Raw genomic sequence first — 26,252 nt, forward strand, 5'->3', positions numbered from 1 at the left:
AGTCTACTATGTTCGATTATCTGATTGTTGGTGCTGGTTTGTCTGGAGCCATTTTCGCACATGAAGCTACAAAACGTGGTAAAAAAGTAAAAGTGATTGACAAGCGAGATCACATCGGTGGAAATATCTACTGCGAGGAGGTTGAAGGCATCAACGTCCATAAGTACGGTGCCCACATTTTCCATACCTCCAACAAAAAAGTGTGGGACTATGTCAACCAGTTCGCTGAATTCAACAACTATATCAACTCACCAGTAGCTAACTACAAGGGCAGTCTGTACAATCTTCCCTTCAACATGAATACTTTTTATGCTATGTGGGGAACCAAGACTCCTCAAGAAGTCAAGGACAAGATTGCCGAGCAGACAGCTGACATGAAAGATGTTGAACCGAAGAACTTGGAAGAACAAGCCATCAAGTTGATCGGCCCAGATATCTACGAAAAGTTGATTAAGGGCTATACAGAAAAACAATGGGGACGTTCTGCCACAGACCTTCCACCCTTTATCATAAAACGTCTTCCGGTTCGTCTGACCTTTGATAATAACTACTTTAATGACCGTTACCAAGGGATTCCAATCGGTGGCTACAACGTCATCATTGAAAACATGCTGGGTGATGTAGAAGTAGAGCTTGGGGTTGACTTCTTTGCCAATCGTGAAGAGCTAGAAGCTTCAGCTGATAAAGTTGTCTTTACAGGAATGATTGACCAGTACTTTGACTACAAACATGGGGAGTTGGAATATCGTAGCCTGCGCTTCGAACATGAAGTTTTGGATGAGGAAAACCATCAAGGGAATGCGGTCGTCAACTACACAGAGCGTGAGATTCCTTATACTCGTATCATTGAGCATAAGCACTTTGAGTATGGTACACAACCCAAGACAGTTATCACCCGCGAATACCCAGCTGACTGGAAACGTGGAGATGAACCATACTACCCAATCAATGATGAAAAGAACAACGCTATGTTTGCCAAGTACCAAGAAGAAGCAGCTAAAAATGATAAGGTTATCTTCTGTGGACGTTTGGCAGACTATAAATACTACGACATGCACGTGGTTATTGAGCGTGCTCTAGAAGTCGTAGCAAATGAGTTTGATTGAAAGAAACCATAATCTATGAAATACTACTTAAAAGAAGAATTCCTGCATGATGTCAACGCAAAGAACGCAGGAAATAAAGCACGCAATGACGTAGAAAGTATTGTGAAAGAAGAAGGCTATCATCCCTTGGTCCTTTCTGTCGACAATTGGTATCAGATGAGTACCCTTGCGGCTCAACGCCATAAGGCAAAGGCTTTTGGTCAAGCCTTGGATCAACTAAAGCAAGGAGATGAGTTGCTGATCCAGTTTCCAATGCTTCACCATAGTTTTTTCTCAACCCATTTGGTTAAAAAAGCACAAAAAAGAGGGATTAAAGTCTATCTCTTGATTCATGACCTAGAAGTGCTTCGCCATGCCAACATGACGTCACTACCTTTAAAACACAGAATTCGGATGTACCTTCAAGAAGCAAGTTTTCTCAAAGCGGCTGATGGGATCATCGCCCACAATCCAGTTATGAAATCTGTCTTGGTGGATAAAGGAATTGCGGAAGATAAGATTGTCAGCCTTGGCATTTTCGACTATTTGATTCCAAATTTCCAAGAGAAAAGCGGCCAAACAAAAGACCAGCCGATCATTGTGGCTGGTAATTTGGCCCAGGAAAAAGCTGGTTATCTCTATGGTCTTCCTGCAGAACCTGCCTATAACCTCTATGGTGTTGGTTTTGATGAAAGTAGAGCTTTAGAGAATGAAACTTACTTTGGCTCCTTCCTACCGGATGAGCTTCCTGCAGCCCTTGAGGGTGGTTTTGGACTTGTCTGGGATGGGGATAGTGCGGAAACCTGTAGTGGTGTTTTTGGCGAGTATCTTCGCTACAACAACTCTCACAAGGCGTCGCTTTATCTAGCATCGGGCTTCCCGCTGGTGGTGTGGAAACAGTCAGCCTTGTCTCACTTTGTACTTGAGAAGGGCTGTGGGATTGCAGTAGAGTCTCTTCATGACTTGAAGGAGACAATCGACAATCTTTCAGATGCCGATTACCAAGATTTGGTAGACAATGCCAAGCGTGTTGGCCAAGAAATCCGAGATGGTCACTACTTAAAGACAGCCTTAAAGCATTTATCATAAGATCAAAAGAAGTCAGACAGACTTCTTTTTTTAGTTTTTCAAAAAAATATCACTAATTTTAAAAATTTGCCTTATAAAACTTTTCATCGCTGAAACCGTGTGGTAAAATGATTAACGTATAAAATTTGTATAAAGGGAAGTTTATATGAAAAAGAAAGATCTTATTTTTTATGCCGGAGCGGCAGTCTTGATGGCTGTGTCTGCTCAGGGAGTCAGTGCAGATGAGCTGGTTTCAAACGAGGCCGCTACTACTGAAGGCAACCAAGTCCAAGCTGAAAAAGCGCCAGAAGTAGCCGTTGCTGAAAAGTCGGTAGCACCTGTCGCAAGCAACTATGCAGCACCAGCAAATGTGACTGAACAGTCTGTAGCACCTGCGAGCAAGACCACGGCTTCAGAAAGTGGAACCCCATCTGTAGAGAAAGCTACAGAAGCATCGACGACTGAGAAAGAAGAAACTCCTCTTCCGTCTAATACAGGAAGCACGACCTTCTTTAACACAGGCGCTCACGCTCCTGCTGGTCGTTCAACAGATGTGGCGGTTCAACCAAAATCATTCGTTGATGTGAGTAGCCACAACGGAGACATTAGTATTGGCGACTACCGTACCCTAGCTAATAAAGGCGTGGGCGGTGTCGTTGTCAAATTGACAGAAGACACTTGGTACAAGAACCCAAATGCGGAGAACCAAATTCGTAATGCACAGGCTGCGGGTCTGCAAGTATCGACCTACCACTTCTCACGCTATACTTCTGAGGAAGCAGCGCGTGCAGAAGCGCGATTCTACATTGCAGAAGCGCAACGCTTGAATATTCCAAAGAACACCCTCATGGTCAATGACTTTGAGGATGCCAAGATGCAGCCAAATATTAACCGCAACACCCAAGCTTGGGCGGACGAAATGCGTAAAAATGGTTACACCAACTTGATGTTCTACACCAGTGCTAGCTGGTTGGATGAAAATAACCTTCGCAAGAAAGGTCCTGTCAACACCGCTCAATTTGGTCTTCAGAATTTCTGGGTTGCCCAATACCCTTCTCCAAAACTGTCTGTAAACGATGCGAAAAGTTTGCGTTACAATGGGAAAGCTGGCGCCTGGCAGTTCACTTCTCAAGCGGAATTGCTTCCAGGGAAACACCTCTTTGACCACAGTGTGGACTATACCGGTCGCCTCACCGCGAACGCAAAACCTGCAGCGGATCCAACAGAAGGCAGTTTAAGTGGGAAGATTGACATTGTCAATAACGATACTATGACGGGCCGCTTTGACGTTGTCATCTCAAATGTTAAGGCGCCAAATGGAGTTCGAACCGTTTCTGTACCGATCTGGTCAGAAACAGGTGGTCAAGATGACCTTGTTTGGTATACAGCCAATCGTCAAGCAAATGGGACCTATACCGTCAATGTAAAAGCAGCGGACCATAAAAACTCAACCGGTCTTTACAATGTTCACCTTTACTATGTTCAGAACAATGGACAAATGACAGGTGTAGGTGGAACAACGACGACAGTAGCCGTTGGAAAGAAAAATCAGACACCAGTATCAGCTGATTTGACTATTGCAAAATCAGAAAAAGACGGGACCTTCACCATTACAGCTAAGAACCTTCAAGGCTTCGATGGCTACAAGGAAGTGAAGATTCCATTCTGGTCTCATGCGAATGGCATGAAAGACATCATCTGGTATACTCCGACTCGACAGGCAGACGGTTCTTATACTGTAACAGCCAAAGCTAGTGACCACGAAAACGCTGATGGCAAATACGAAGCGCAGGTCTTCTATGTAGATGCCCAAGGTCAAAACAAATTTGTGAAAAAGGCCTTTATCGATTATACGGCGACAAAACCGGCCAATGCTGTCGCAGCTGATCTGACCATTACAAAATCAGAAAAAGACGGCACCTTCACCATCACGGCTAAGAATCTTCAAGGCTTCGACGGCTACAAGGAAGTGAAGATTCCATTCTGGTCTCATGCCAATGGGATGAAGGATATCATCTGGTATACTCCGACTCGCCAGGCAGACGGTTCTTATACTGTAACAGCTAAAGCCAGTGACCACGAAAACGCTGATGGCCAGTATGAAGCGCAAGTTTTCTATGTGGATGCCAAAGGCCAAAACAAGTTTGTCAAGAAAGCCTTTATTGATTACACAGCTTCTAAACCATCTGCTGATCTGACCATTACAAAATCAGAAAAAGACGGCACCTTCACCATCACAGCTAAGAACCTTCAAGGCTTCGATGGCTACAAGGAAGTGAAGATTCCATTCTGGTCTCATGCCAATGGGATGAAAGATATCATCTGGTACACGCCAACTCGCCAGGCAGACGGTTCATATACTGTAACAGCCAAAGCCATTGACCACGAAAACGCTGATGGCAAGTACGAAGCGCAGGTCTTCTATGTAGACGCTCAAGGCCAAAACAAGTTTGTCAAGAAAGCCTTTATTGATTACAAAAATCAATCTCGTCCAACCGGCACTCTCTTGATCCAAAACAACAACAAGGATACAGGAACATTTGATGTCATCATCAAGGATGTCTACAGCCCTAAAGGGGTGCAGACTGTGCAAGTTCCTACTTGGTCTGATAAGGATGGCCAAGACGATATTCGCTGGTATGAAGCGACTCGTCAAGCGAACGGAGATTACAAGGTATCGGTCAAAGCTAGCGATCACAAGAACTCTACTGGTAAGTACCATGTTCACCTTTACTACATTCAAAATGATGGTTCTCGGATTGGTATTGGTACCACAACAACAGACGTAGAAGTTAGAAATGCCATGACTAAGACGCAGGCTTCTATCAAGAATGTCAATGCAACGAACGGGACTTATACAGTAGCTGTAGATCAAGCACCTCAGGGACGTCAGATTAAGAATATTCGTGTCGCAGCTTGGTCTAAAGCGCACCAAGAAAATCTTTACTGGTATTCCGCAACACCGACAGGTATGCACACAGAGATCACTGTCTCTGCCAATAATCACGGTAATGAAGCGGGCAACTATACCACTCACGTCTATGTAGACTACAAAGATGGAGGAGTTGAAGGTTTTAACCTCGGTCAGACAGCCTTGTCTCCACGAAATCAAAAGGTGAATCCACAGACAACCTATTATTCTCAACGGGATCCTCGTTGGGCTGGGAAATATTACGGTGTGAGCAATGTCGATCAGTCAGGTTGTGTGCCAACCTCTCTTGCTATGACCTTTACAGATATCCTAGGTAGAACTATTTTGCCAACAACAGTAGCTGATTATCTCTACAACAATACTGATTCATTCAACAAAGGTGAAGCAGGAACAGATTCTGATGGGATTGTAGCTGCCACTCGTAACTGGGGCTTGAAGAGCCAATTGATTAATGGAGCTGGAGGCATTGCAGAAGCCCTCATGGCTGGCAAGCATGTACTTGCTGCAGTAGGTAATAGCCAATTTACTAGTGATCCTTATACTCATGAATTGGTCTTGCATGGTTATGACAATGGAAGAACCTATGTTCGCGATCCATATAATAGCGGCAACAACGGCTGGTACTCCATCAATTATCTTCACTCTATTAAGAGTAAGGACCCGATGGATAACAAGCTTGGAGCACCTTTCTTCTCAATTTTTGCATAAGCTAATCAGAAGGCCAATCTGGCCTTCTGTTTTCTTTAAAAATAGGATTCTTCTCATGATATTGTTTCTTGATCCGGCGGTTTGTGCTATAATACTACTATGTGGGTACAACCGTATAAAAAATTGTAAGGAAGATACATGAAAAAGAAAGATCTTATTTTTTATGCTGGGACAGCCGTTTTGTTGGCTTTTTCGACACAACAAGTCAAAGCCGATGAGCAACATGCGTCTGATCAAACACCAGAAAATACATCAGCTATCGTTGCAACAACAACTTCATCAGAAGCACAGAATACCGCGAGCGAAGAAGTGGGAGTTGAGAAAGGTATTCAGACAGAAAATACCGTTGCAACAGAGGCAGCACCTGTCACACCGACTCTTAGCAATAACCAGTCTTCTGACAAGGGCACTAGCGACAAGGTTGTATCAGAGCAACCAGCACCAGCTGTGGTAGCTAGTCGTGCACCATATGGCGCACGCGCACGAGTGGTAGCAGCAAGAAATGAGAGTGTTCCTCAACAGGAATCTCCGGTTTCCGCAGATTTGACTATTGCAAAATCAGAGTCAGACGGCACCTTTACCATTACGGCTAAGAATCTTCAAGGCTTGGATGGTTATGAAGAAGTGAAGATTCCATTCTGGTCTCATGCCAATGGGATGAAAGACATCATCTGGTACACTCCAAATCGTCAAGCAGATGGTTCTTATACCGTAACAGCCAAAGCCAGTGACCACGAAAACGCGGATGGCAAGTACGAAGCGCAAGTCTTCTATGTGGATGCCAAAGGCCAAAACAAGTTTGTCAAGAAAGCCTTTATTGACTACACAGCTCCTAAACCATCTGCTGATCTAACCATTACGAAATCAGAGTCAGACGGGACTTTCACCATTATAGCTAAGAACCTTCAAGGCTTCGATAGCTACAAGGAAGTGAAGATTCCATTCTGGTCTCATGCCAATGGGATGAAAGATATCATCTGGTACACTCCAAGTCGTCAAGCAGATGGTTCATATACTGTAACAGCCAAAGCCAGTGACCACGAAAATGCTGATGGCAAATACGAAGCGCAAGTTTTCTATGTGGATGCTAACGGACAAAACAAGTTTGTCAAGAAAGCCTTTATTGACTACACAGCTCCTAAACCGTCAGCCGATCTGACCATTACAAAATCAGAAAAAGACGGTACTTTCACTATTACAGCTAAGAACCTTCAAGGTTTCGATGGTTATAAAGAAGTGAAGATTCCATTCTGGTCTCATGCCAATGGGATGAAAGACATCATCTGGTACACTCCAACTCGCCAGGCAGACGGTTCATATACTGTAACAGCCAAGGCTAGTGACCACGAAAACGCTGATGGCAAGTATGAAGCGCAAGTTTTCTATGTGGACGCTCAAGGCCAAAACAAGTTTGTCAAGAAAGCCTTTATTGATTTCAAAAATCAATCTCGTCCAACTGCTAGTCTCTTAATCCAAAACAACAACAAGGATGCGGGTACCTTTGATGTCATCATCAAGGATGTCTATAGCCCTAAAGGTGTGCGGACTGTGCAAGTTCCTACTTGGTCTGATAAGGACGGCCAAGACGACATCCGCTGGTATGAAGCGACTCGTCAAGCAAACGGAGACTACAAGGTATCTGTAAAAGCGAGTGACCACAAGAACTCTACTGGTCAGTACCATGTTCATCTTTACTATATTCAAAATGATGGTTCTCGTGTGGGTGTCGGTTCAACGACTACAGAAGTTGAATTCCGAAATGCCCAGACCAAGACACAAACAGGGATCAAGAATGTCAATTCTGGTGCTGGAACCTATACAGTAACGGTGGATCAAGCGCCTCAAGGCCGTCGGATTAAGAATATCCGTGTCGCAGCCTGGTCTCAAGCACACCAAGAAAATCTTTTCTGGTATTCAACAGCACCTTCTGGAATGCATACAGAAGTGCAGGTCTCAGCAGCAAATCACCAGTACCAATCAGGTAACTATACCACTCACGTCTATGTGGATTATGTCGATGGTGGCGTTGAAGGCTTTAACCTTGGTCAAACAGCCCTTCATCCCCGTGCGACAGTAGATCAAACAGCTTTTAGTCCTCGTGTAACGAATGGACAACGGGACCGTGTCTTACGGGCAGCAGCTAGTCTAGTCGGTGTTCGTGGCGGAACTGCAGCTCACCATCAATTGGTCAATGATTACAACAGTGTCAAACCACTTCCAGTTGGTTATGCAGTGAAGACGACCGATGACTGGTGTGATATCTTTGTCACAACAGTCTTCCAGCGGGAAGGTTTGAGCGGTTTGATTGGTCGTGAATGTGGAGTCGAACGTCACATCCAGATCTTCAAACGCTTGGGCATCTGGAATGAAGATGGTACCACTACACCAAAAGCAGGGGACATCATCACCTTTAACTGGGATCAAAATAGCCAACAAAACAATGGCTTTGCGGATCACATCGGAATTGTCGAAAGCGTCTCAAACGGAATCATTCATACCATTGAAGGAAACTCCAACAACCAAGTCCGTCGCAATACCTACCGAATCGGACATGGCAATATCCGTGGATTTGCAACCCCTCGCTATCAATAATAAAAAGGGAGTGGGAAAGAACTCTGACTAGTTAAAAAGAGTTCGTCTTCCCACCCCCGCACAGTTGATTAGGTCATCTTTGGAGCTTAAAAAGCGAACAAAGATGCCAATCAACCACTGCGTCATACAGTTATTTCTATCAAATATAAAAAGGCTGAACAGTTTTTGTCCAGCCTCTTTTTGTGGCTTCTTTTTTGAATGCAGATAAGTTTTTAAAATAAAATGAGAGATTCTGTCAATTGTTTTAAATGATTTTTATCTTTTGAATTATTCGATAATGACTGGAGACTTTACGCAGTGAGAAAAGTGCTTGAAATATTAGAATTTCAAGCACTCGGGAGTTTTGAGACCTTGGGCTCAAAACTAAGTCATGGAACTTCTTTGAAGTTCGCTGACGTCCGTACTCACTTAAGGAAAGTCTCTAAGAATACTATTTCGGTTCTTTTCTTATTTTTTCAACCCTTCTTCGAAACTCTTGGAAGGGGCCTCGACTTGGATGGTTTCAAGGGTTAATGGATTGGTGAAGGTCAAGCGGTGAGCATGGAGCATGAGTCGCTCTCCGCGTGCAGGGTTATAGAGAGGGTCCCCGACAATCGGGTGCCCATGATGGGAGAGATGCACCCGGATCTGATGGGTACGCCCCGTTTTGAGCTGGCATTTGACCAGGCTGTTTCGTCCGATTTTTTTCAGTTGCGTCACCTGAGTTTCTGCGTACTGCCCCTTGCGTGGATCGACCAGGCGCTTGCGCCGATCATGGCGATCGCGTCCGATTTTATCCTTGTAGACGATGGTTTTTTGTGCTAAGCTGCCTTGGATCAAGGCCCAGTACTCACGTTGGATGTTTTTATCTTCTAAAATGCGGTTGAGAATGGGCAGGATAAAAGGATTTTTGGCAAATAAAATCGCTCCGCTGGTTTCCTTGTCTAAGCGGTGCACGACGTAGCAGGTAGATCCAACATAGCTGGAAACATGGTTGAGAAGAGCAATTTCTGTCGGCTCATTGGCATGGGTTTTCATACCTTCGGGCTTATTGACGATGATGACATGCTCATCCTGATAGAGTTCTTCGACCAGACTCGGGTCTCCGGCTGGGAGCTCTTTTTCAGGGTAATCGTCCGCGTCAAAGATCAGCTGGATCTGGTCTCCTTTTTGAACGGGGCTCTGCCAGTTGATGGTCTCGCCATTGACCAAGACGTGCTTCTTGGTTCGTAAAAAATGCCGGATCTTACGGGGAATGAGGAAGTAGTCCTCAAGCAACTCTTTCACAGTCATCTGGGGAAAGGATTGTGGAATGGTAAATTGATAGTTCATGACCCTATTGTAGCAAAATCTAAGCTTAAAGAAAACTAAATGAGAAATAGCGAGGAGCTATCTTTTCTTGCTAGGACAAGGATAAGGTGTTACAATAACAGGTATGAATAGAATAAAAGAATTATTTGAAAACCTGATCACTTTTTTTAGAAAGGATCATCCGCCCAAAGCGGTGGCAGAAGAAGTGCCCGACACGGAATTGCCGGAAGAGACAGTGGAGCCAACTTATAGTCGCTCAGGCAAGCACAGAAGCAAGCCTCTCTCTCAGCACCCCTTCCGTCGTTTCTGGCGCCGATTCCATTTGACCAAGATTCTCCTGATCATTGGGCTAGGCTTTAGCCTCTTGACAGGGGGTTATCTCTTCTACCTCGCAAAGACGACCAACGTCAAGGATTTGCAGAATGCACTCAAGGCGACTACCATTATCTATGATAAGAATGGGGACCAGGCGGGAAGTTTGACCGGGCAAAAAGGAACCTATGTCGAACTCGATGCTATTAGTGAAAATCTGCAAAATGCTGTGGTCGCAACAGAGGACCGGAGCTTTTACAAGAATAGCGGGATCAACTATGGTCGCTTCTTCTTAGCGATTTTGACCCTAGGTCGCTCAGGTGGTGGATCGACCATCACCCAGCAGCTAGCCAAAAATGCTTACCTGTCTCAGGACCAGACGGTGGAGCGCAAGGCCAAGGAATTCTTCCTGGCACTTGAAATCAATAAGAAATACAGTAAAAAAGAGATCCTCACCATGTACCTCAACAATGCCTATTTTGGAAATGGGGTTTGGGGTATTGAGGATGCATCCAAGAAGTATTTTGGGGTTTCAGCCAGTCAATTAAGCCTGGATCAGTCTGCGGTTCTCGCAGGTATGCTCAAAGGGCCTGAAATCTATAACCCGCTCTATTCAGTAGAGAATGCGACCAATCGTCGCAATACTGTCCTCCAAAATATGGTGGCAGCTGGCTATATTGACCAGGCAACGGCTGATCAGTCTGCTGCTGTGGATATCCATGGCCAGCTGGTCGATGCCTATGAAGGCAAGTCGGAGGACTACCGCTACCCATCCTATTTTGATGCGGTCATCAATGAAGCGGTCAATGAATACGGCCTGACCGAAGAAGATATTGTCAAAAATGGCTACCGGATCTACACCGAGCTGGATCAAAATTACCAAGCAAGCATGCAGGTGATCTATGACAACACAGCCCTCTTCCCAGTAGCGGAAGACGGCACGCGCGCAGAGTCTGGTAGTGTCGCCCTCGATCCTAAAACCGGAGGGGTTCGGGCTCTGGTAGGGCGTGTCGGAAGCGATCAAAATCCAGGATTCCGGACCTACAACTATGCCACCCAGGCTGCCCGTAGTCCAGGATCAACCATCAAACCTTTAGTGGTCTATAGCCCAGCTGTTGCAGAAGGTTGGTCGACCAATAAGGAATTGGACAATAGTACCACCCAATATGGAAGCTATGAAGTTAATAACTATGCGGGAATCCAGTCTAGCCCAACGGTACCGATGTACCAGGCCTTGGCAGAATCCCTTAACCTTCCAGCCGTAGCGACGGCTAATGATTTGGGCCTCGATACGGTCTTTGAGTACGGGAAAAAATTCGGACTCAACATGGATAAGGTAGACAAGTCGCTTGCCGTTGCCTTGGGAGCTGGTGTGACAACCAATCCGATGCAGATGGCCCAGGCCTATGGGACCTTTGCTAACGGTGGGGTCATGAATGATGCTCACCTCATTACCAAGATCGAAAATGCAAGTGGTCAAGTGGTCAAGAGCCACAGCCAGAAATCAACCCGAGTGCTGAGTGGTTCAACGACAGATAAGATGACCAATATGATGCTTGGTACCTTCAGTAATGGTACAGGGGTTAACGCTGCGCCTTATGGCTATACCATGGCAGGGAAAACCGGTACGACAGAGACCAGCTTTAACAAGGACCTCTCTGGAGACCAATGGGTGATCGGCTACACGCCAGATGTGGTCATCAGTCAGTGGCTTGGTTTCCCAACGACCGATGAAAATCACTACCTGACGGACAGTAGTGCTGGAACGGCATCTGAGATCTTCCGCAATGTTGCCAACAGTGTTCTGCCTTATACAGACGGTACCCAGTTTGACTCGGTGAAGAACTCTTATGCTGAAAATGGCATTGCGCCAGTCGGAGAAGAAACGACAGAAACAGATAGCAAAGAAGACAAAGGTTTCTTTGAGGATGTCAAAGAAAAGGCGTCGAATATGGTCGATAATGCGAAAAAAGCAATCGACGAGGCCGATATTCCAGGAAAAGCGAAAAACGCTTGGGATACCTTCAAAGGCTGGCTTGGTTTCTAATCAAAAAACGATTCAGAAGAATTTCTGAATCGTTTTTTGCAGATTGAAGACAAAGTCTTCTTAGAAACTTTCCTTAGGTGAGTACGGACGTCAGCGAACTTCGAAGAAGTTCCATGACTTAGTTTTGGACCTAAGGTTCCAAAACTCCCGAGTGCTAGAAACAATAGTGTTTCTAGCACTTTTCTCACAGCGGAAAGTTTCTGTTGAAATGATCCTAATAGTATTAATTATTTTAATTTTTCAACGTTACTTAGATTGTTTTATGTAAAATGCAATTTGTCTATATTCTAAAAAGATCCATTCAGAAGGATTTCTGAATAGACCTTTGTTTAGAGTTCGCTATCTGACAAGCTAAAGGTATCGCCGTGTTGGAGATCCCCGTACTGGTAGCCCCGTTTGAACCAGCGCATGCGTTGTTCCGAAGTTCCGTGGGTAAAGCTATCTGGCACCGAGTAACCGTAGGCTTGCTCTTGGAGTGTGTCGTCACCAACTGCATGAGCCGCATTCATGGCTTCTTCGATATCGCCGATATCTAGAAGATTTCGGTCTTGAATGGAGCGGGCCCAGACACCTGCTAGGTAATCGGCTTGTAGCTCAATGCGGACACTGATGGCATTTCGTTCCTTTTCAGAAAGACCTTGTTGCATCCGATGGTATTTGCCAAGGATTCCCAGCTCGTTTTGTACGTGGTGGCCGACTTCATGGGCGATGACGTAGGCCATGGCAAAGTCGCCACTAGCCTTGTATTTGGTGGTTAATTCCTTGTAGAAGCTCATATCCAAATAAATCTTTTTGTCGGTCGGACAGTAGAAGGGACCAGCCGATGCTTGCCCAACCCCACAGCCTGTCTGTGTCCGTCCGGTATAGAAGACTAGTTTGGGCTCATGGTAAGTACGTCCTTCGGCTTGAAAGGCCTTGTGCCAATGATCTTCTGTTGTTCCAAGGACCTTGCTGACGAACTCGGCATCTGCATCGTCGACATGGGTCTTGTTGGTGCGCGTGACTTGGGTGGACTGGTAAGGTTGGGAAGAAGTCCCATTTCCAAAGAGACCCCCAAGGCTAGCGCCACCACCTCCTAGAAGAACCAGAAGAAGGATGAGGACGATCTTACTTTTGAAGCTCCCCGGCGATAGTAAGATTTGTAAAATGCCCCCACCAAGGTTACTGTTGCCTGAAGACTGGGAGTAGCTTTGCCCTCGGCGGTCTTCGATATTTCTACTTTCTTTTAGATGATCGCTTTTCATATTCGTCTCCTTTTGTTTTATTTTACCAAAAATGAGGAGAAAACCAGAGTGATAACGCTTTAGATTTGCTTTTTTCTTGACAGGAGATTTTCTGTTCTTGTCAAAACGTGGAAAACTTGCTATAATGGGGTGAACGGAGGCGTTATGGCATTAAAAAAAGCAAGTCTAGCGTGTACGGTTTGTGGGTCACGCAATTACTCCATTAAGTTGAGTGGGACGCCAAAACCAACACGTCTAGAAGTCAATAAATTCTGCAAGCATTGCAGCAAGTATACCATCCATAAAGAAACACGATAGGAGAGAGTTGTGAAATTCATTAAAGATATTTTCGTCTTACTAAAAGATACAACTTGGCCAAATCGCAAGGAAAGATGGAAAAACTTTATCTCAGTGATTGAGTACACCGCTTTCTTTGTGGCATTGATTTATTTGTTTGACAAAGTCATTGCACGTGGCCTATTGCACATGATCAATTTCTTTTAAGAAAAGAAGCCATGAGGCTGGGCAACAACTGTCCAGCCTTTGATTTTTGATAGGAATAACTGCAATACGCAGTGGTTAATTGGCATCTTTGTTCGCTTTTTAAGCTTCAAAGATGGCCTAATCAACTGTGCGGGGGTGGGAAAACGAACTCTTTTTAACCAGTCGGAGTTCTTTCCCACTCCCATTTTTTGTTGCCTTTTCTTAAAAATAAATCAGCAAACCTCTTTGAATTCCTGCAAAATGTGGTATAATGAAGCTAGGAAAAGGAAAGCCAAGAGGCTTTTTTTAGTATGTTCACAAAAGCTCGAGCAGGCTAAACAGAAAGAAAGGATGCCCAAATGGACAGTTTTGATAAAGGCTGGTTTGTACTACAAACCTACTCAGGATATGAAAACAAGGTAAAAGAGAATCTTTTGCAACGTGCGCAAACTTACAATATGTTAGAAAACATCTTGCGCGTAGAGATTCCAACTCAAACCGTACAAGTTGAGAAAAATGGTAAAACAAAAGAAATCGAAGAAAACCGCTTCCCAGGTTATGTCTTGGTAGAAATGGTCATGACAGATGAAGCTTGGTTTGTCGTTCGGAATACACCGAACGTTACTGGTTTCGTTGGATCACACGGAAACCGTTCAAAACCAACTCCATTGTTGGAAGAAGAAATCCGTAGCATCTTGCTCTCTATGGGTCAAACCGTTCAAGAGTTTGATTTGGATGTCAAGGTGGGCGACACAGTTCGCATCATCGACGGTGCCTTCACAGACTATACTGGTAAGATCACTGAAATTGATAACAACAAGGTGAAAATGGTCATTTCTATGTTCGGTAACGATACAGTTGCAGAAGTGAACCTGAACCAAATTGCTGAATTGTAAGAAAAATAGAACCCTCCAAGAAAAACTTGGAGGGTTCTTTGTATGGATCGTTATTGATTTTTATCCAGGCCAGTGATCTTTTTTAACTGCTTGGTTTCTGCAGCAGACGTAACATTGAAGATCTTATTGCCTTGTGTAGAGAAGCTAGATTCATCTCCGTTGCTATCTTTATAGACATAGCTGGTCCCATTTTCTGAACGCATAATGGCATAGGGTTTTCCGAGACGTTCGAGGGCCGTTTTTGGTGTATCGGATTTGGAAATGCTGCCAGTAGACTGGTGGTTGGCATCGCCCCCTCTTAGTCGGAAGGTGATATCTGTTAACACATTATTGCGGAAGAAAGCCATGATATCGCCATTGTCTGTTGCCCAAACATTGACTCCATCACCAGGATTCGCACTGTCTGTACTACTTACGGGTTGACCAAAGGCTGCAACTACGTCATCGTAACTGCTTCTTTCTTTTGGCCCACCAACCTCTTGTCCATCTTCGGTTCTCAATACAAAACCGGTGGTAGGGTGGAGGTTCTTGAGTTTTTCGATCTCAGGAATGGATGCAGCTCCTGGCACATATTGGAGAGATGCGCCATCATCTGGATCCAAGCTGAAGCGACCTGAAAAATCATCTGAGCTACTGCTGTCTGAAGAAGTGCTCGACGATTTACTAGATGATGCTTTGGTAGAAGATTGTTTGATCGGTTTTCTAGAGCTAGAAGCTGTTTTTGCTTGTTGCGCAGAATTGGCAGGTGAGCAAGCGGCTAGTGTCACTAGTGAAAGAAGGCCGATCGCAAAGAAACGAATGTTTTTCATAAATACCCTTTCTAATGTGCTTCGCCGATCAGGCGAGGTTTTATTATATCAATAATCAAGGAAAGGAGCAAATGGCAACAAAAAACCCCCTATTGCTAGGGGAATTTTTAAAAGATAAAAGATGATAAAAAATTTTATTATCAAGGCGGTAGACGGATTTGAACCGACGATCAAGCTTTTGCAGAGCCGTGCCTTACCACTTGGCTATACCGCCATAACATATAATATTGTAACCTAAAAATAAAGATAGGTCAAGAAAAACTTTTTACGTCAAACAACTTTAGAAAACCATTTCATCGTAGGGATTGAAAAAATCTCTCAAATAGCTTGCGAATTCTAGTGATTTCTGCTATACTTATAGAGTTGTCTAAGACAGCAAATACTCATCTCGGATCCATTGTGGCACCGTTGCCCTTGTGGTCGTGCTGCAAGTTGACGTCTGAGAGAGGAGAAAAAACAAAAAAGGAGAAACTACTCATGGCAGTAATTTCAATGAAACAACTTCTTGAGGCTGGTGTACACTTCGGTCACCAAACTCGTCGCTGGAACCCTAAGATGGCTAAGTACATCTTCACAGAACGTAACGGAATCCACGTTATCGACTTGCAACAAACTGTAAAATATGCAGACCAAGCATACGACTTCATGCGTGATGCAGCTGCAAACGATGCAGTGATCTTGTTCGTAGGTACTAAGAAACAAGCTGCTGATGCTGTTGCAGAAGAAGCTGTTCGTGCAGGTCAATACTTCATCAACCACCGTTGGTTGGGTGGAACTCTTACTAACTGGGGAACAATCCAAAAACGTATCGCTCGTTTGAAAGAAATCAAACGCATGGAAGAAGATGGAACTTTTGAAGTTCTTCCTAAGAAAGAAGTTGCATTGTTGAACAAACAACGCGCTCGTCTTGAAAAATTCTTGGGCGGTATCGAAGACATGCCTCGTATCCCAGACGTAATGTACGTTGTGGATCCACATAAAGAACAAATCGCTGTTAAAGAAGCTAAGAAATTGGGTATCCCAGTTGTAGCGATGGTCGACACAAACACTGACCCAGATGATATCGATGTTATCATCCCAGCGAACGATGACGCTATCCGCGCTGTTAAATTGATCACTGCGAAAATGGCTGACGCTGTTATCGAAGGACGTCAAGGTGAAGACAGTGTTGCTACAGTAGAAGCTGAATTGGCAGCTACTGAAGGTCAAGCTGATTCAATCGAAGAAATCGTTGAAGTTGTAGAAGGCGACAACGCTTAATTCATTCAATAAGTAACGAACCTAAGAGGGCAGGGCTCAGCCCGACCCTCTTATTTTATTAAAAAAATATAGGAGAACAAAAATGGCAGAAATTACAGCTAAGCTTGTAAAAGAATTGCGTGAAAAATCTGGTGCCGGTGTCATGGACGCTAAAAAGGCATTGGTTGAAGTTGAAGGTGATATCGAAAAAGCGATCGAATTGCTTCGCGAAAAAGGTATGGCTAAAGCAGCTAAGAAAGCTGACCGTGTTGCCGCTGAAGGTTTGACTGGTGTTTATGTCAATGGTAACGTTGCAGCAGTAGTTGAAGTAAACGCTGAAACTGACTTCGTTGCGAAAAACGCTCAATTCGTTGAATTGGTAAACGCAACAGCGAAAGTCATCGCTGAAGGTAAACCAGCTAACAACGAAGAAGCTCTTGCTTTGACAATGCCTTCAGGCGAAACTCTTGAAGCTGCATACGTATCTGCAACAGCTACAATCGGTGAAAAAATTTCATTCCGTCGTTTTGCCTTGCTTGAAAAAACAGATGCACAACACTTCGGTGCTTACCAACACAACGGTGGACGTATCGGTGTTATCTCTGTGATCGAAGGTGGAGACGAAGCACTTGCTAAACAAATCTCAATGCACATTGCTGCGATGAAACCAACTGTTCTTTCATACAAAGAATTGGATGAACAATTCGTGAAAGATGAATTGGCACAATTGAACCACGTCATCGACCAAGATAACGAAAGCCGTGCAATGGTTGGTAAACCAGCTCTTCCACACTTGAAGTATGGTTCTAAAGCTCAATTGACTGACGAAGTTGTCGCTCAAGCTGAAGAAGATATCAAAGCTGAATTGGCAGCTGAAGGTAAACCAGAAAAAATCTGGGATAAAATCATCCCTGGTAAAATGGATCGTTTCATGCTTGACAACACTAAAGTTGACCAAGCCTACACTCTTCTTGCACAAGTTTACATCATGGATGACAGCAAGACAGTGGAAGCTTACCTTGAATCAGTAAATGCTTCAGTAGTTGAGTTTGCTCGCTTTGAAGTTGGTGAAGGTATCGAAAAAGCAGCTAACGACTTTGAATCAGAAGTTGCAGCTACAATGGCAGCAGCTCTTAACAACTAAGAATACAAAAAAAGAGGTTTCGATGGGAACCTCTTTTTTTGTAAGATAAATTCATCTAAATAACTCACCTAAGGAAAGATTCAGAGAAGATATTATGTGAATTGATATCATGGGCTCATTCTTTTGCTTAATGTGCGAAGGTATCGATTCCTAAGAGCAGGGACAGGGTTCCCATGATGAGGCCGGCTAGGATCACTCCGAGCATGACTGCGAGGCTACTGCGTTTGAAGTCCCAGTCAAGGATAGAAGCCGCAAGGGCACCGGTCCAGGCACCAGTTCCCGGAAGAGGAATTCCCACAAAGAGCAATAAGGCCCAGAAGATTCCCTTGTCTCCTGCAGCTTTTTCTAATTTCTGTCCGCCTCTATGGCCCTTATTGAGACACCAGCTAAAAAAGCCTCCTATGATTGGTTTTTTTGCCCCCCAAGTGAGGATATGGCGGGCGAAAAAGAAGATCAGAGGGACGGGGAGAAGATTTCCGATCACTCCGATCAGGAGCGCTGTCCATAAGGGAATACCATTTGCAATGGCAAAAGGGATGGCTCCGCGCAATTCAACAAGGGGAACCATGGAGATCAGGAAGGTAAAGATATATTTCATTAGTCAAGCCTTTCGATTAGTCTTCTTCATTCTATCGTATCTTTTCTCAATTGGCAACAATGATATTTTTAAATCTTTTATCTTGACTTTCTGAATGAGGAAGCATATAATAAAGACATAGTTAATTAGAATCATTATAAAAAGGAGAAACGATATGACAACTATGAAACATGAAGCAGCTACTGATGTAGCAACTTTTGCACCTTCTAATAAAGAAAGTCTTCCAGAGACAAAAGCGCTCTTGAACCAAGTCGTAGCAGATCTCTACGTAGCTCACATTGCCCTCCACCAAGTACACTGGTATATGCGTGGACGTGGCTTTATGGTTTGGCATCCAAAAATGGACGAATACATGGACAGCTTGGATGCAACCTTGGATGAAGTGAGCGAACGCTTGATCACTCTTGGTGGGGCTCCTTATTCTAGCATGACTGAATTTTTGGAACACAGCAATATTGAAGAACGCCGTGGAGCATTTACAAAAAATGTAGAAGAAAGCTTGGCACGTGTTCTTGAAATCTTCCATTACCTTGATGGCCTTTACCAAAAAGCTTTGGATGTTACTGACGCTGAAGGCGACGATGTAACCAACGATATCTTTGTTGGGGCGAAAGCAGAACTTGAAAAGAACATTTGGATGGTGGCTGCTGAACTTGGTCAAGAACCAGGATTATAAGATCATAAAAAAATAGAAGCCGTTGGCTTCTATTTTTTTGGTTTGTAGGAGATTTCCACTAATTAAAGGAATTCTTAATCTAACTATAGTTGGAGCGAAATCGAGGCCTATCGCTTCTATTTTTTTGGTATAGTTAATATGTGATTTTCTGTAAGCGTTCGCAGGTATAAGGAAGCGCTTACAAATTGAATAGTTAATCCTAAGAGGAGGTTTTTATGGGAAAGTCTTTTTTTGAAAAGCGTCCTGTTTTTAGTATTCGTAAGCTCTCAGTTGGAGCTTGTTCTGTTGTGATTGGGATTTCTGCCTTGGGTCTTTCAAGGGTCCATGCGGAAGAAAAGCCAGCCCTCGAAAGTGAACCGACTTCGATGGAGACACCAAGTGTTGTAACGGAAAACTCAGAAACGGAAGTTCCTGAAGCTGGTGCAAGAGTTTCAGAAGCTCCAGCTGTCATCACCCCTACCAGAGCTGAGGAAAAGCCAGCCCCTCAAGGAGAGGGCCAGCCTGTTTCTACTTCATCTGAGCGTGCTACAGGAACGGAAGAAACTGCTGCTCCAGATCAAAATCGTGTAGCGGAGGATATTGTGCAAGATCGAGAACGTGATTTTAATAAAGATTGGTATTTTAAATTAAATGCAGCTCCTGGTGCAGAAGGGCGTCAAGTGGATGTCAAGGATTGGAAAAAATTAGATCTTCCTCATGACTGGTCTATTTTCTTTGATTTCGATCACAACTCTCCTGCTCAAAATGAGGGGGGTCAATTAAACGGAGGGGATGCTTGGTATCGTAAGACCTTCCGTTTGGACGACAAAGATCTAGATAAGAAGGTCCGCTTGGAATTTGGCGGGGTTTATATGGATTCCAAAGTCTATGTAAACGGACAATTCGTTGGTCATTATCCAAATGGCTACAATGCCTTTTCTTATGATATTACTCCTTATTTGAACGCAGATGGAAGCGAGAATACCATCGCCGTTCATGTGGTCAATCAACAACCAAGTAGCCGTTGGTATTCTGGTAGCGGGATTTACCGGGATGTTAAGCTGAGTGTGACGGACAAGGTTCATTTAGCGCAGTATGGGACTACGATTACGACCCCTCAGTTGGAAAAACAGCAAAATGGGGCAGTAGATACGGTGGTGAAGAGCCGCATTGTCAACCAAGATGATCAAGCCCATAGTATTTATGCGGAATATGAAATTGTCGATCAAAATGGCCAAGTGGTGAGCGAAAAAACGCGCAGTGAAGCACAAGCTGTTCTAGCAGGTCAAGCGATCAACCTTTCTCAAACCTTGCATGTTGAAAAACCAACCCTCTGGGATGTGAAAACGGATCATCCAGCTCTCTATACCTTGTATACGCGGGTTTATCGGGATTCGCAGTTGGTCGATGTGCAAAAGGAACGCTTTGGTTATCGCTATCTCAACTGGACGCCAGAAGGTGGCTTCTTCCTCAATGGGGTGGCGACGAAATTCCACGGAGTATCCCTTCACCATGACCACGGGGCTCTTGGAGCTGAGGAAAATTACAAGGCTGAATACCGTCGTCTCAAACAGATGAAAGACATGGGGGTCAATGCGATTCGGACGACCCACAACCCAGCCAGTGAACAAACCTTAAAAATTGCTGCTGAGTTGGGCTTGATGGTCCAAGAAGAAGCCTTTGATACCTGGTATGGTGGTAAGAAACAATACGATTATGGTCGTTTCTTTGAAAAAGATGCCACTCACCCAGAAGCTCGTAAGGGGGATACTTGGTCCGATTACGATCTACGAACCATGGTAGAGCGGGGCAAGAACAATCCAGCCATTGTCATGTGGTCAATCGGTAACGAAGTCGGTGAAGCAGATGGTTCAGACAAATCTGTCGCAACTGTTCGTCGGTTGGTCAAGACCATCAAGGACGTGGATGCAACCCGTTATGTCACCATGGGAGCTGATAAATTCCGCTTTGGTGATGGCTCAGGAGGCCATGAAAAGGTAGCAGCAGAGCTCGATGCGGTTGGATTTAACTATTCAGAGGCCAACTATGAAAGCTTACGGGCCAAACATCCAAACTGGCTCATTTATGGTTCGGAAACCTCTTCTGCAACGCGGACACGGGGCTCATACTATCATCCTGAAAGAGAATGGGTTGGCAGCAACCAAGAAGACCGCCACTATGAACAATCAGACTACGGCAATGACCGGGTTGGTTGGGGTCGGACAGCAACCGCCTCTTGGACCTTTGACCGTGATCATGCCGGTTATGCAGGACAATTTATCTGGACCGGTACTGATTATATCGGTGAGCCAACACCATGGCACAACCAAAATGACACACCTGTGAAAAGTTCTTATTTCGGTATCGTGGATACTGCCGGCCTTCCAAAGAATGATTTTTACCTTTACCAAAGTCAATGGGTATCGGCAGAGAAACATCCGATGGTCCATCTCTTGCCACATTGGAACTGGGACAATCCAGAATTAGCCAATCGTGTCATGGACGAAGAAGGCCGGATCCCTGTTCGGACCTTCTCCAATGCTCACAGTGTGGAATTGATTGTCAATGGGGAATCACAAGGAGTGAAGACCTTTACCAAGAAGGCCACAGCTGATGGCCGGACCTACCAAGAAGGGGCAAATCCGGATGAACTCTATCTAGAGTGGTTGGTTCCTTATGTACCAGGTAAAGTAGAAGCTATTGCGCGCAACGAAGCAGGCGAAGTGATCGCACGTGATCAGATCGAGACAGCTGGGAAGCCAGCCGGTGTTCGCCTGCTGAAAGAAGAACACGCCATTGTAGCAGACGGCAAGGATTTGACCTATATTACATATGAAATCGTCGATGAAGCAGGTCGTGTCGTCCCAACTGCCAATAATTTGGTGCATTTCCATCTGCATGGGCAAGGTCAAATTGTCGGTGTCGATAATGGGGAACAAGCTAGCCGTGAACGCTACAAAGCGCAGGAAGATGGCTCATGGCAACGCAAAGCCTTCAACGGCAAAGGGGTTGTGATTGTCAAATCAACTGAGCAGGCGGGTGCCTTTACTCTGTATGCAGACTCAGATCGCTTGCAATCAGACCAAGTCAGCCTCTTTACAGGTAAGAAGGACCAAGCAGAACGCTCTGTCTTGGGAGTCGAACCGGTTCGACAAAGTGCTTATCTGGGAGAAGAGCCTGCCTTACCAAGTAAGGTCAATGTGGTCTATAGCGATGGCAAGGCCCAAGAAGAAGCTGTTGAATGGGACAAAGCAAACTATAGCCGTGCCGGCCAAGTCCGTGTGACAGGTCATGTTCAAGGACGCACGGTCGAAGCTCTGGTTGATGTGATCGGCGTGGAACAAGTCCTTCCAGTCATCAAACAAATCCCGCAGGGAGCAGACCTAGCGACAGTGGATAAGACTGTGCAATTAGTCTTCACCGATGGGACCAGTGCTCACTATGAAGTCGATCAATGGACCTTGGAAGCTGGTCAAGAAGATCAGTTATCCACACCAGGAGCACGCTTGAAAGCGACAGGACTCCTAGGCAATGGGGAAACGGTTCAAGCAACACTAGTGGTTGCAGGAGGAGAAGTAGCCAAGGCTAAGAAACCAACGGTTCAGCTAGATGGAGTAGCTCTTCCAAAATTTGGTAGTGGCAACCATACTATTTTCCGTTCCCTCGCTTATGGTCAAGAGCCAGGTCAAGTCACAGCAAGTGCAGAAAATGCCCAAGTGACGGTCCTCCAAGCTAACCGTGAAAATGGTTTGAAAGCTCAAATCTTTGTAACTGCTCAGGATACGGGAGCTGTACAGACCTATGTGGTCCAATTCCAAGAAGAAAGTCCACAGATTGAGCGCCTAGAATTGCGTCTGCCAGAAGGACAGGAACTCAAGGAAGACCAAACGGTACCACTTGAAGTCATTGCCCATTACCAAGATGGTAGCCAAGCAAGTCTCAAAGCAGATCAAATCGATGTGAAAACAAGAGCTGGTAGTCAAGGAAAAGCAGTCGCAACCAATAAAGGTTTGGAATTGCGGGAAGTAGGCTTGGTTCATTTAGAAGCCAACTTCCAAGGACAAACGGGAGAAGTCAGCTTTACCATCACACCAAATCCTGAAGAAAAGACGGTTGTCAAGGTGCGTCCTGTACGGATTAGTACAGATCGAAACATTTTGCCAGCTCTTCCAGAGACCGTCTTGGTCGAGTATGATAAGGGATTCCCTAAAGAAAAACGCGTGACCTGGGATGCTGTAACCGCAGATCAAGTCAAGGATTACCATAGCTTTACAGTCACCGGTCATGTAGAGGGTGTGGAAAAAGAAGCCCAAGCTCAAGTGACGGTTGAAGGCATTATCGCTGTAGAAGAAGTCAGCACTACCACTCCAGTCGGAGAAAAACCAGCCCTTCCAGAAAGCGTGCGTACCTATCACTCTAATGGTAAGACCTATACTGCTAAGGTGGCCTGGGATGCGGTCGATCCGCAACTCTTGGCCAAAGAAGGAGAAGTTGTCCTAGCTGGTCGTGTAGAAGGAACGGATCTTCCAACCCGTCTTCATATTCGTGTTTCTAGCACCACAGTCAAGGGAGCCAATGTAGCAGAGCAATGGACAGGATCTGTCTTGCCACTCGCTTTTGCAAGTGACTCTAACGATGCAGATCCAGTTGCTAAGGTCAATGACAAGGTCATCTCCTTTACCGATGCTCCAGCTAACCGTTGGACCAACTGGGGCCGTGACAATGCGGAAGATTCGGTTGGAATCTTGTTTGGGGACTCTGGTATCTTGACCAAGCGTGCAGTGGACAACCTCCATGTTGGTTTCCATGAAGACCACGGCGTTGGGGCTCCAAGTGAATACGTGATTGAGTACTATACAGGAGAGCAAATCCCAACAGTTCCAAGCAATCCAAATCGTGTCAAAGACGAAACAGACCATCCATTTAACAATCCAGCCAACTGGAAAGAAGTCAGCAACCTAACCGTTGAAGAACCGGTAGCAGCTGGCAAGATGAATCATTTCAGTTTTGATAAAGTCGACACCTATGCCGTTCGGATCCGCATGAAGACACCAGAAGGCAAACGTGGAAGCTCTATTTCAGAGATTCAGATCTTTGCCAATAAGGTGGCGGCAGAAGAAAAGAGCCAGTTGACCATTCGCGTCAATGGCGATGTCTTGCCAGGTGTCAACCCAAGTGTGACCGATTACTACATCGATGCGCGTGATCGGGCTTATCCACAAGTGGAAGCGACAGCCAGCCATCACGGTCTTGCAACGGTTGTACCAAGCGTCCATGAAGGTGAGCCAATCCGTGTCATCCATAAAGCAGAAGATGGTACTATCTTACAAGAATACCGTCTCCATCTCACAAGTGATGCAGAAAAACTGAAACAAGCTACTCCAGTAGCAGTAGAAGCAGGCAGCCGTTTTGTGAAAGTCGGTCAAGATCTAGTTCTACCATCTACCGTAGGCGTTTACTTCCAAGGGGATACAGGCTATGAACGCAAGGAACTGACGGTGGACTGGAAGCCTCTACCAGCTGATGCGCTTTCTCACGAAGGTAGCTTCACGCTGGAAGGAAAAGTCATTGGCTATGATCTGACAGCTCAGCTGACCGTCCGGGTGTCAGAAAAGACAGGAGAAATCCTCTCTGTGAACCGTGACTACAATGCAGAGGATACCAGAGCATTTGCTAGTGAAACCAACGATCTCGATCCAAATCAAATCGACTATATCGATTACATCAATGATGGTGGCTACAACGAGTACTACCGTTGGACCAACTGGAAGAGAGAGCCGGATCAAACAGAAGTGTTTGCTGGTCTCATTTTCAAGAAAAATGGTCAAGTAACAGAGCGCTTAGTCAATAAAGTAGCGGTCGACTTCTTTGCAGATCAGGAAACAGGTCTGCCAACGAAAACGGTTCTTGAACGCTATATTGGTCCAGACTTTGATGTTCCGGATGATTATGGCAATCTGAAGAATCTTCCAGATCATCCATTTAACCAAGCCTCAAACTGGGAAGAAATCCCGTATAGCTTGGATTATGCCTTTGAGCCTGGTTATATCTCTAACCTCAGCTTCAACGAAACCAGAACGAAAGCCATCCGTTTAAGAATGGTCCGTGACGAAAATCTTAAAGGAATTGGAATCATTGAATTGAGCGCCTATGCCCCAACAGAAGAGGCCCAGGCAACAACTGACGTTACGATCCAAGTGAATGGCAAAGACCTAGAAGGTTTTAAACCAGATGTGACAGATTATCATCTAGAGTATGAGGGAGAACGTCCAATCGTTTCAGCACAAGGCAAGAATGGAACAGCCGTTACGGTCATCGATGCTAAAAGTGCCAATGCTCCGGTTCTTATCAAGGTTGTCTCAGAAGATGGCAAGCTCGAAAAAGTATATCAACTTTCTCTATCCGTAAAAGCACCTACAGGCTCAGACATTCCTGAAGAAGGGGTTAAGAATCTGGCCCATACCAAACCAGAGTTGGTGATTGAGCCAGAAGAGATGGACTTTGAACGCCTAGAACGTCCAAATGCGGATCTTCCAAAAGGTGAGAAACGTGTGGTTCAAGAAGGTCAAAAAGGCCGCAAATTGCGCTTGGTGGAAGTTTCTCAAGAAAATGGTGTGGAAAGCCGGAAGGAACTGGATGCCTTTGTAGAGCTAGATCCAGTGGCAGAAATCACAGAGGTGGGCACGAAAGAAGTACTTCCAGACACTCCACAACCAGAGCCACAACCAGAGCCACAGCCAGAACCTCATCCAGAACCTCAGCCACAACCAGAGCCACAACCGCAACCACAGCCAGAGCCGCAACCACGGCCAGAGCCACAACCGCTTCCGAACCCAGAACATCCTCATGGCTCAGAAGGACCAGTAGCTACCCCAACTCCTCAAGCATCTCTTGAGGTCAAAGCAGTGCGTCAGGAAGGGACAGATGCAGCAGGGAAGGAAGTCGAGAAAACAGCTCAAACACCAGCAGTTTCAACTGCTCCAGTTTCCGAAGGTAGATTACCAAATACAGGAACGGAAGAAAGCGTCGCAAGCCTTGTGGCAGGTCTCTTAGCAGCAGGTCTTGCCGGTGCTGTGCTGGATGATCAGAAAAAAAGAGCCGATAAGGCCAAGTAAAAAGCTGGATAAGCCAGCAACTATACGGTGAAAAGTTCACAGGTAACAGAAAGAGG

16 protein-coding genes and 1 tRNA gene are annotated in these 26,252 nt (G+C 45.2%); 12 read left to right on the plus strand and 5 right to left on the minus strand.

The window, feature by feature from the left end:
- Positions 1 to 8 precede the first annotated feature (8 nt).
- The 4 genes from glf to O3629_RS06670 all read left to right on the plus strand — a co-directional run bounded on the left by glf (position 9) and on the right by O3629_RS06670 (position 8,385).
- Positions 9 to 1,106, plus strand: a complete 1,098-nt coding sequence (gene glf, locus O3629_RS06655; RefSeq protein ID WP_371495730.1) for a UDP-galactopyranose mutase — start codon at positions 9 to 11, stop codon at positions 1,104 to 1,106.
- 15 nt (positions 1,107 to 1,121) lie between these two features.
- On the plus strand, positions 1,122 to 2,174 hold the full coding sequence (locus O3629_RS06660; RefSeq protein ID WP_371495732.1) for a galactofuranosyltransferase: 1,053 nt from the start codon (positions 1,122 to 1,124) through the stop codon (positions 2,172 to 2,174).
- 145 nt (positions 2,175 to 2,319) lie between these two features.
- The gene (locus O3629_RS06665) at positions 2,320 to 5,793 is read left to right on the plus strand and encodes a GBS Bsp-like repeat-containing protein (RefSeq protein WP_247923674.1); all 3,474 of its coding nucleotides are present in this window, start codon (positions 2,320 to 2,322) and stop codon (positions 5,791 to 5,793) included.
- A 138-nt stretch (positions 5,794 to 5,931) separates the two neighbouring features.
- On the plus strand, positions 5,932 to 8,385 hold the full coding sequence (locus O3629_RS06670) for a GBS Bsp-like repeat-containing protein (RefSeq protein ID WP_247923673.1): 2,454 nt from the start codon (positions 5,932 to 5,934) through the stop codon (positions 8,383 to 8,385).
- Positions 8,386 to 8,832: 447 nt separating this feature from the next.
- On the opposite strand, the gene O3629_RS06675 is transcribed toward O3629_RS06670, so the two are convergent.
- Complete coding sequence (locus tag O3629_RS06675) at positions 8,833 to 9,696, minus strand: RluA family pseudouridine synthase (RefSeq protein WP_070661561.1); 864 nt, start codon at positions 9,694 to 9,696, stop codon at positions 8,833 to 8,835.
- A gap of 103 nt (positions 9,697 to 9,799) precedes the next feature.
- Here O3629_RS06675 and pbp2a point away from each other — a divergent pair, with 103 nt between their 5' ends.
- Complete coding sequence (gene pbp2a, locus O3629_RS06680) at positions 9,800 to 12,034, plus strand: penicillin-binding protein PBP2A (RefSeq protein ID WP_272106865.1); 2,235 nt, start codon at positions 9,800 to 9,802, stop codon at positions 12,032 to 12,034.
- A gap of 329 nt (positions 12,035 to 12,363) precedes the next feature.
- Here the strand turns inward: pbp2a and O3629_RS06685 are convergent, their stop codons facing one another.
- Positions 12,364 to 13,278 (minus strand): neutral zinc metallopeptidase, encoded by a 915-nt coding sequence (locus tag O3629_RS06685; protein ID WP_272106866.1) that lies wholly within the window; start codon positions 13,276 to 13,278, stop codon positions 12,364 to 12,366.
- Between the two features lie 144 nt (positions 13,279 to 13,422).
- Between O3629_RS06685 and rpmG the strand changes: the two genes are divergently transcribed.
- The 3 genes from rpmG to nusG all read left to right on the plus strand — a co-directional run bounded on the left by rpmG (position 13,423) and on the right by nusG (position 14,636).
- Positions 13,423 to 13,575 (plus strand): 50S ribosomal protein L33, encoded by a 153-nt coding sequence (rpmG, locus tag O3629_RS06690; protein WP_003009043.1) that lies wholly within the window; start codon positions 13,423 to 13,425, stop codon positions 13,573 to 13,575.
- 9 nt (positions 13,576 to 13,584) lie between these two features.
- Complete coding sequence (gene secE, locus O3629_RS06695; protein WP_003002261.1) at positions 13,585 to 13,761, plus strand: preprotein translocase subunit SecE; 177 nt, start codon at positions 13,585 to 13,587, stop codon at positions 13,759 to 13,761.
- Between the two features lie 338 nt (positions 13,762 to 14,099).
- Positions 14,100 to 14,636, plus strand: coding sequence for a transcription termination/antitermination protein NusG (nusG, locus tag O3629_RS06700; RefSeq protein ID WP_003002077.1), 537 nt, complete (start codon positions 14,100 to 14,102; stop codon positions 14,634 to 14,636).
- A 50-nt stretch (positions 14,637 to 14,686) separates the two neighbouring features.
- Here the strand turns inward: nusG and O3629_RS06705 are convergent, their stop codons facing one another.
- Complete coding sequence (locus O3629_RS06705; RefSeq protein ID WP_118227758.1) at positions 14,687 to 15,445, minus strand: hypothetical protein; 759 nt, start codon at positions 15,443 to 15,445, stop codon at positions 14,687 to 14,689.
- A gap of 143 nt (positions 15,446 to 15,588) precedes the next feature.
- Positions 15,589 to 15,659, minus strand: a tRNA-Cys gene (locus O3629_RS06710).
- Between the two features lie 263 nt (positions 15,660 to 15,922).
- Between O3629_RS06710 and rpsB the strand changes: the two genes are divergently transcribed.
- Together rpsB and tsf are read left to right on the plus strand one after the other, a co-directional pair.
- Entirely contained in the window at positions 15,923 to 16,705 is a 783-nt protein-coding gene (gene rpsB / locus O3629_RS06715) for a 30S ribosomal protein S2 (protein WP_003002189.1), read from the plus strand.
- A gap of 82 nt (positions 16,706 to 16,787) precedes the next feature.
- Positions 16,788 to 17,828 carry a translation elongation factor Ts gene (gene tsf / locus O3629_RS06720; RefSeq protein WP_049496376.1) on the plus strand — a complete coding sequence of 347 codons (1,041 nt, stop codon included), beginning with the start codon at positions 16,788 to 16,790 and terminating at the stop codon, positions 17,826 to 17,828.
- Between the two features lie 127 nt (positions 17,829 to 17,955).
- Here tsf and O3629_RS06725 read toward each other — a convergent pair whose 3' ends face one another.
- Positions 17,956 to 18,426: a small multi-drug export protein gene (locus O3629_RS06725; RefSeq protein ID WP_003002130.1), complete on the minus strand. Its 471-nt coding sequence runs from the start codon at positions 18,424 to 18,426 to the stop codon at positions 17,956 to 17,958.
- Positions 18,427 to 18,580: 154 nt separating this feature from the next.
- Here O3629_RS06725 and O3629_RS06730 point away from each other — a divergent pair, with 154 nt between their 5' ends.
- Entirely contained in the window at positions 18,581 to 19,102 is a 522-nt protein-coding gene (locus O3629_RS06730) for a DNA starvation/stationary phase protection protein (RefSeq protein ID WP_272144355.1), read from the plus strand.
- 215 nt (positions 19,103 to 19,317) lie between these two features.
- Positions 19,318 to 26,196 (plus strand): Ig-like domain-containing protein, encoded by a 6,879-nt coding sequence (locus tag O3629_RS06735; RefSeq protein ID WP_371495737.1) that lies wholly within the window; start codon positions 19,318 to 19,320, stop codon positions 26,194 to 26,196.
- Positions 26,197 to 26,252: the final 56 nt, after the last annotated feature.

Source organism: Streptococcus sp. 27098_8_12, from assembly GCF_041432115.1.
In the GTDB taxonomy this organism is placed as follows: Bacteria; Bacillota; Bacilli; order Lactobacillales; family Streptococcaceae; genus Streptococcus; species Streptococcus parasanguinis_V.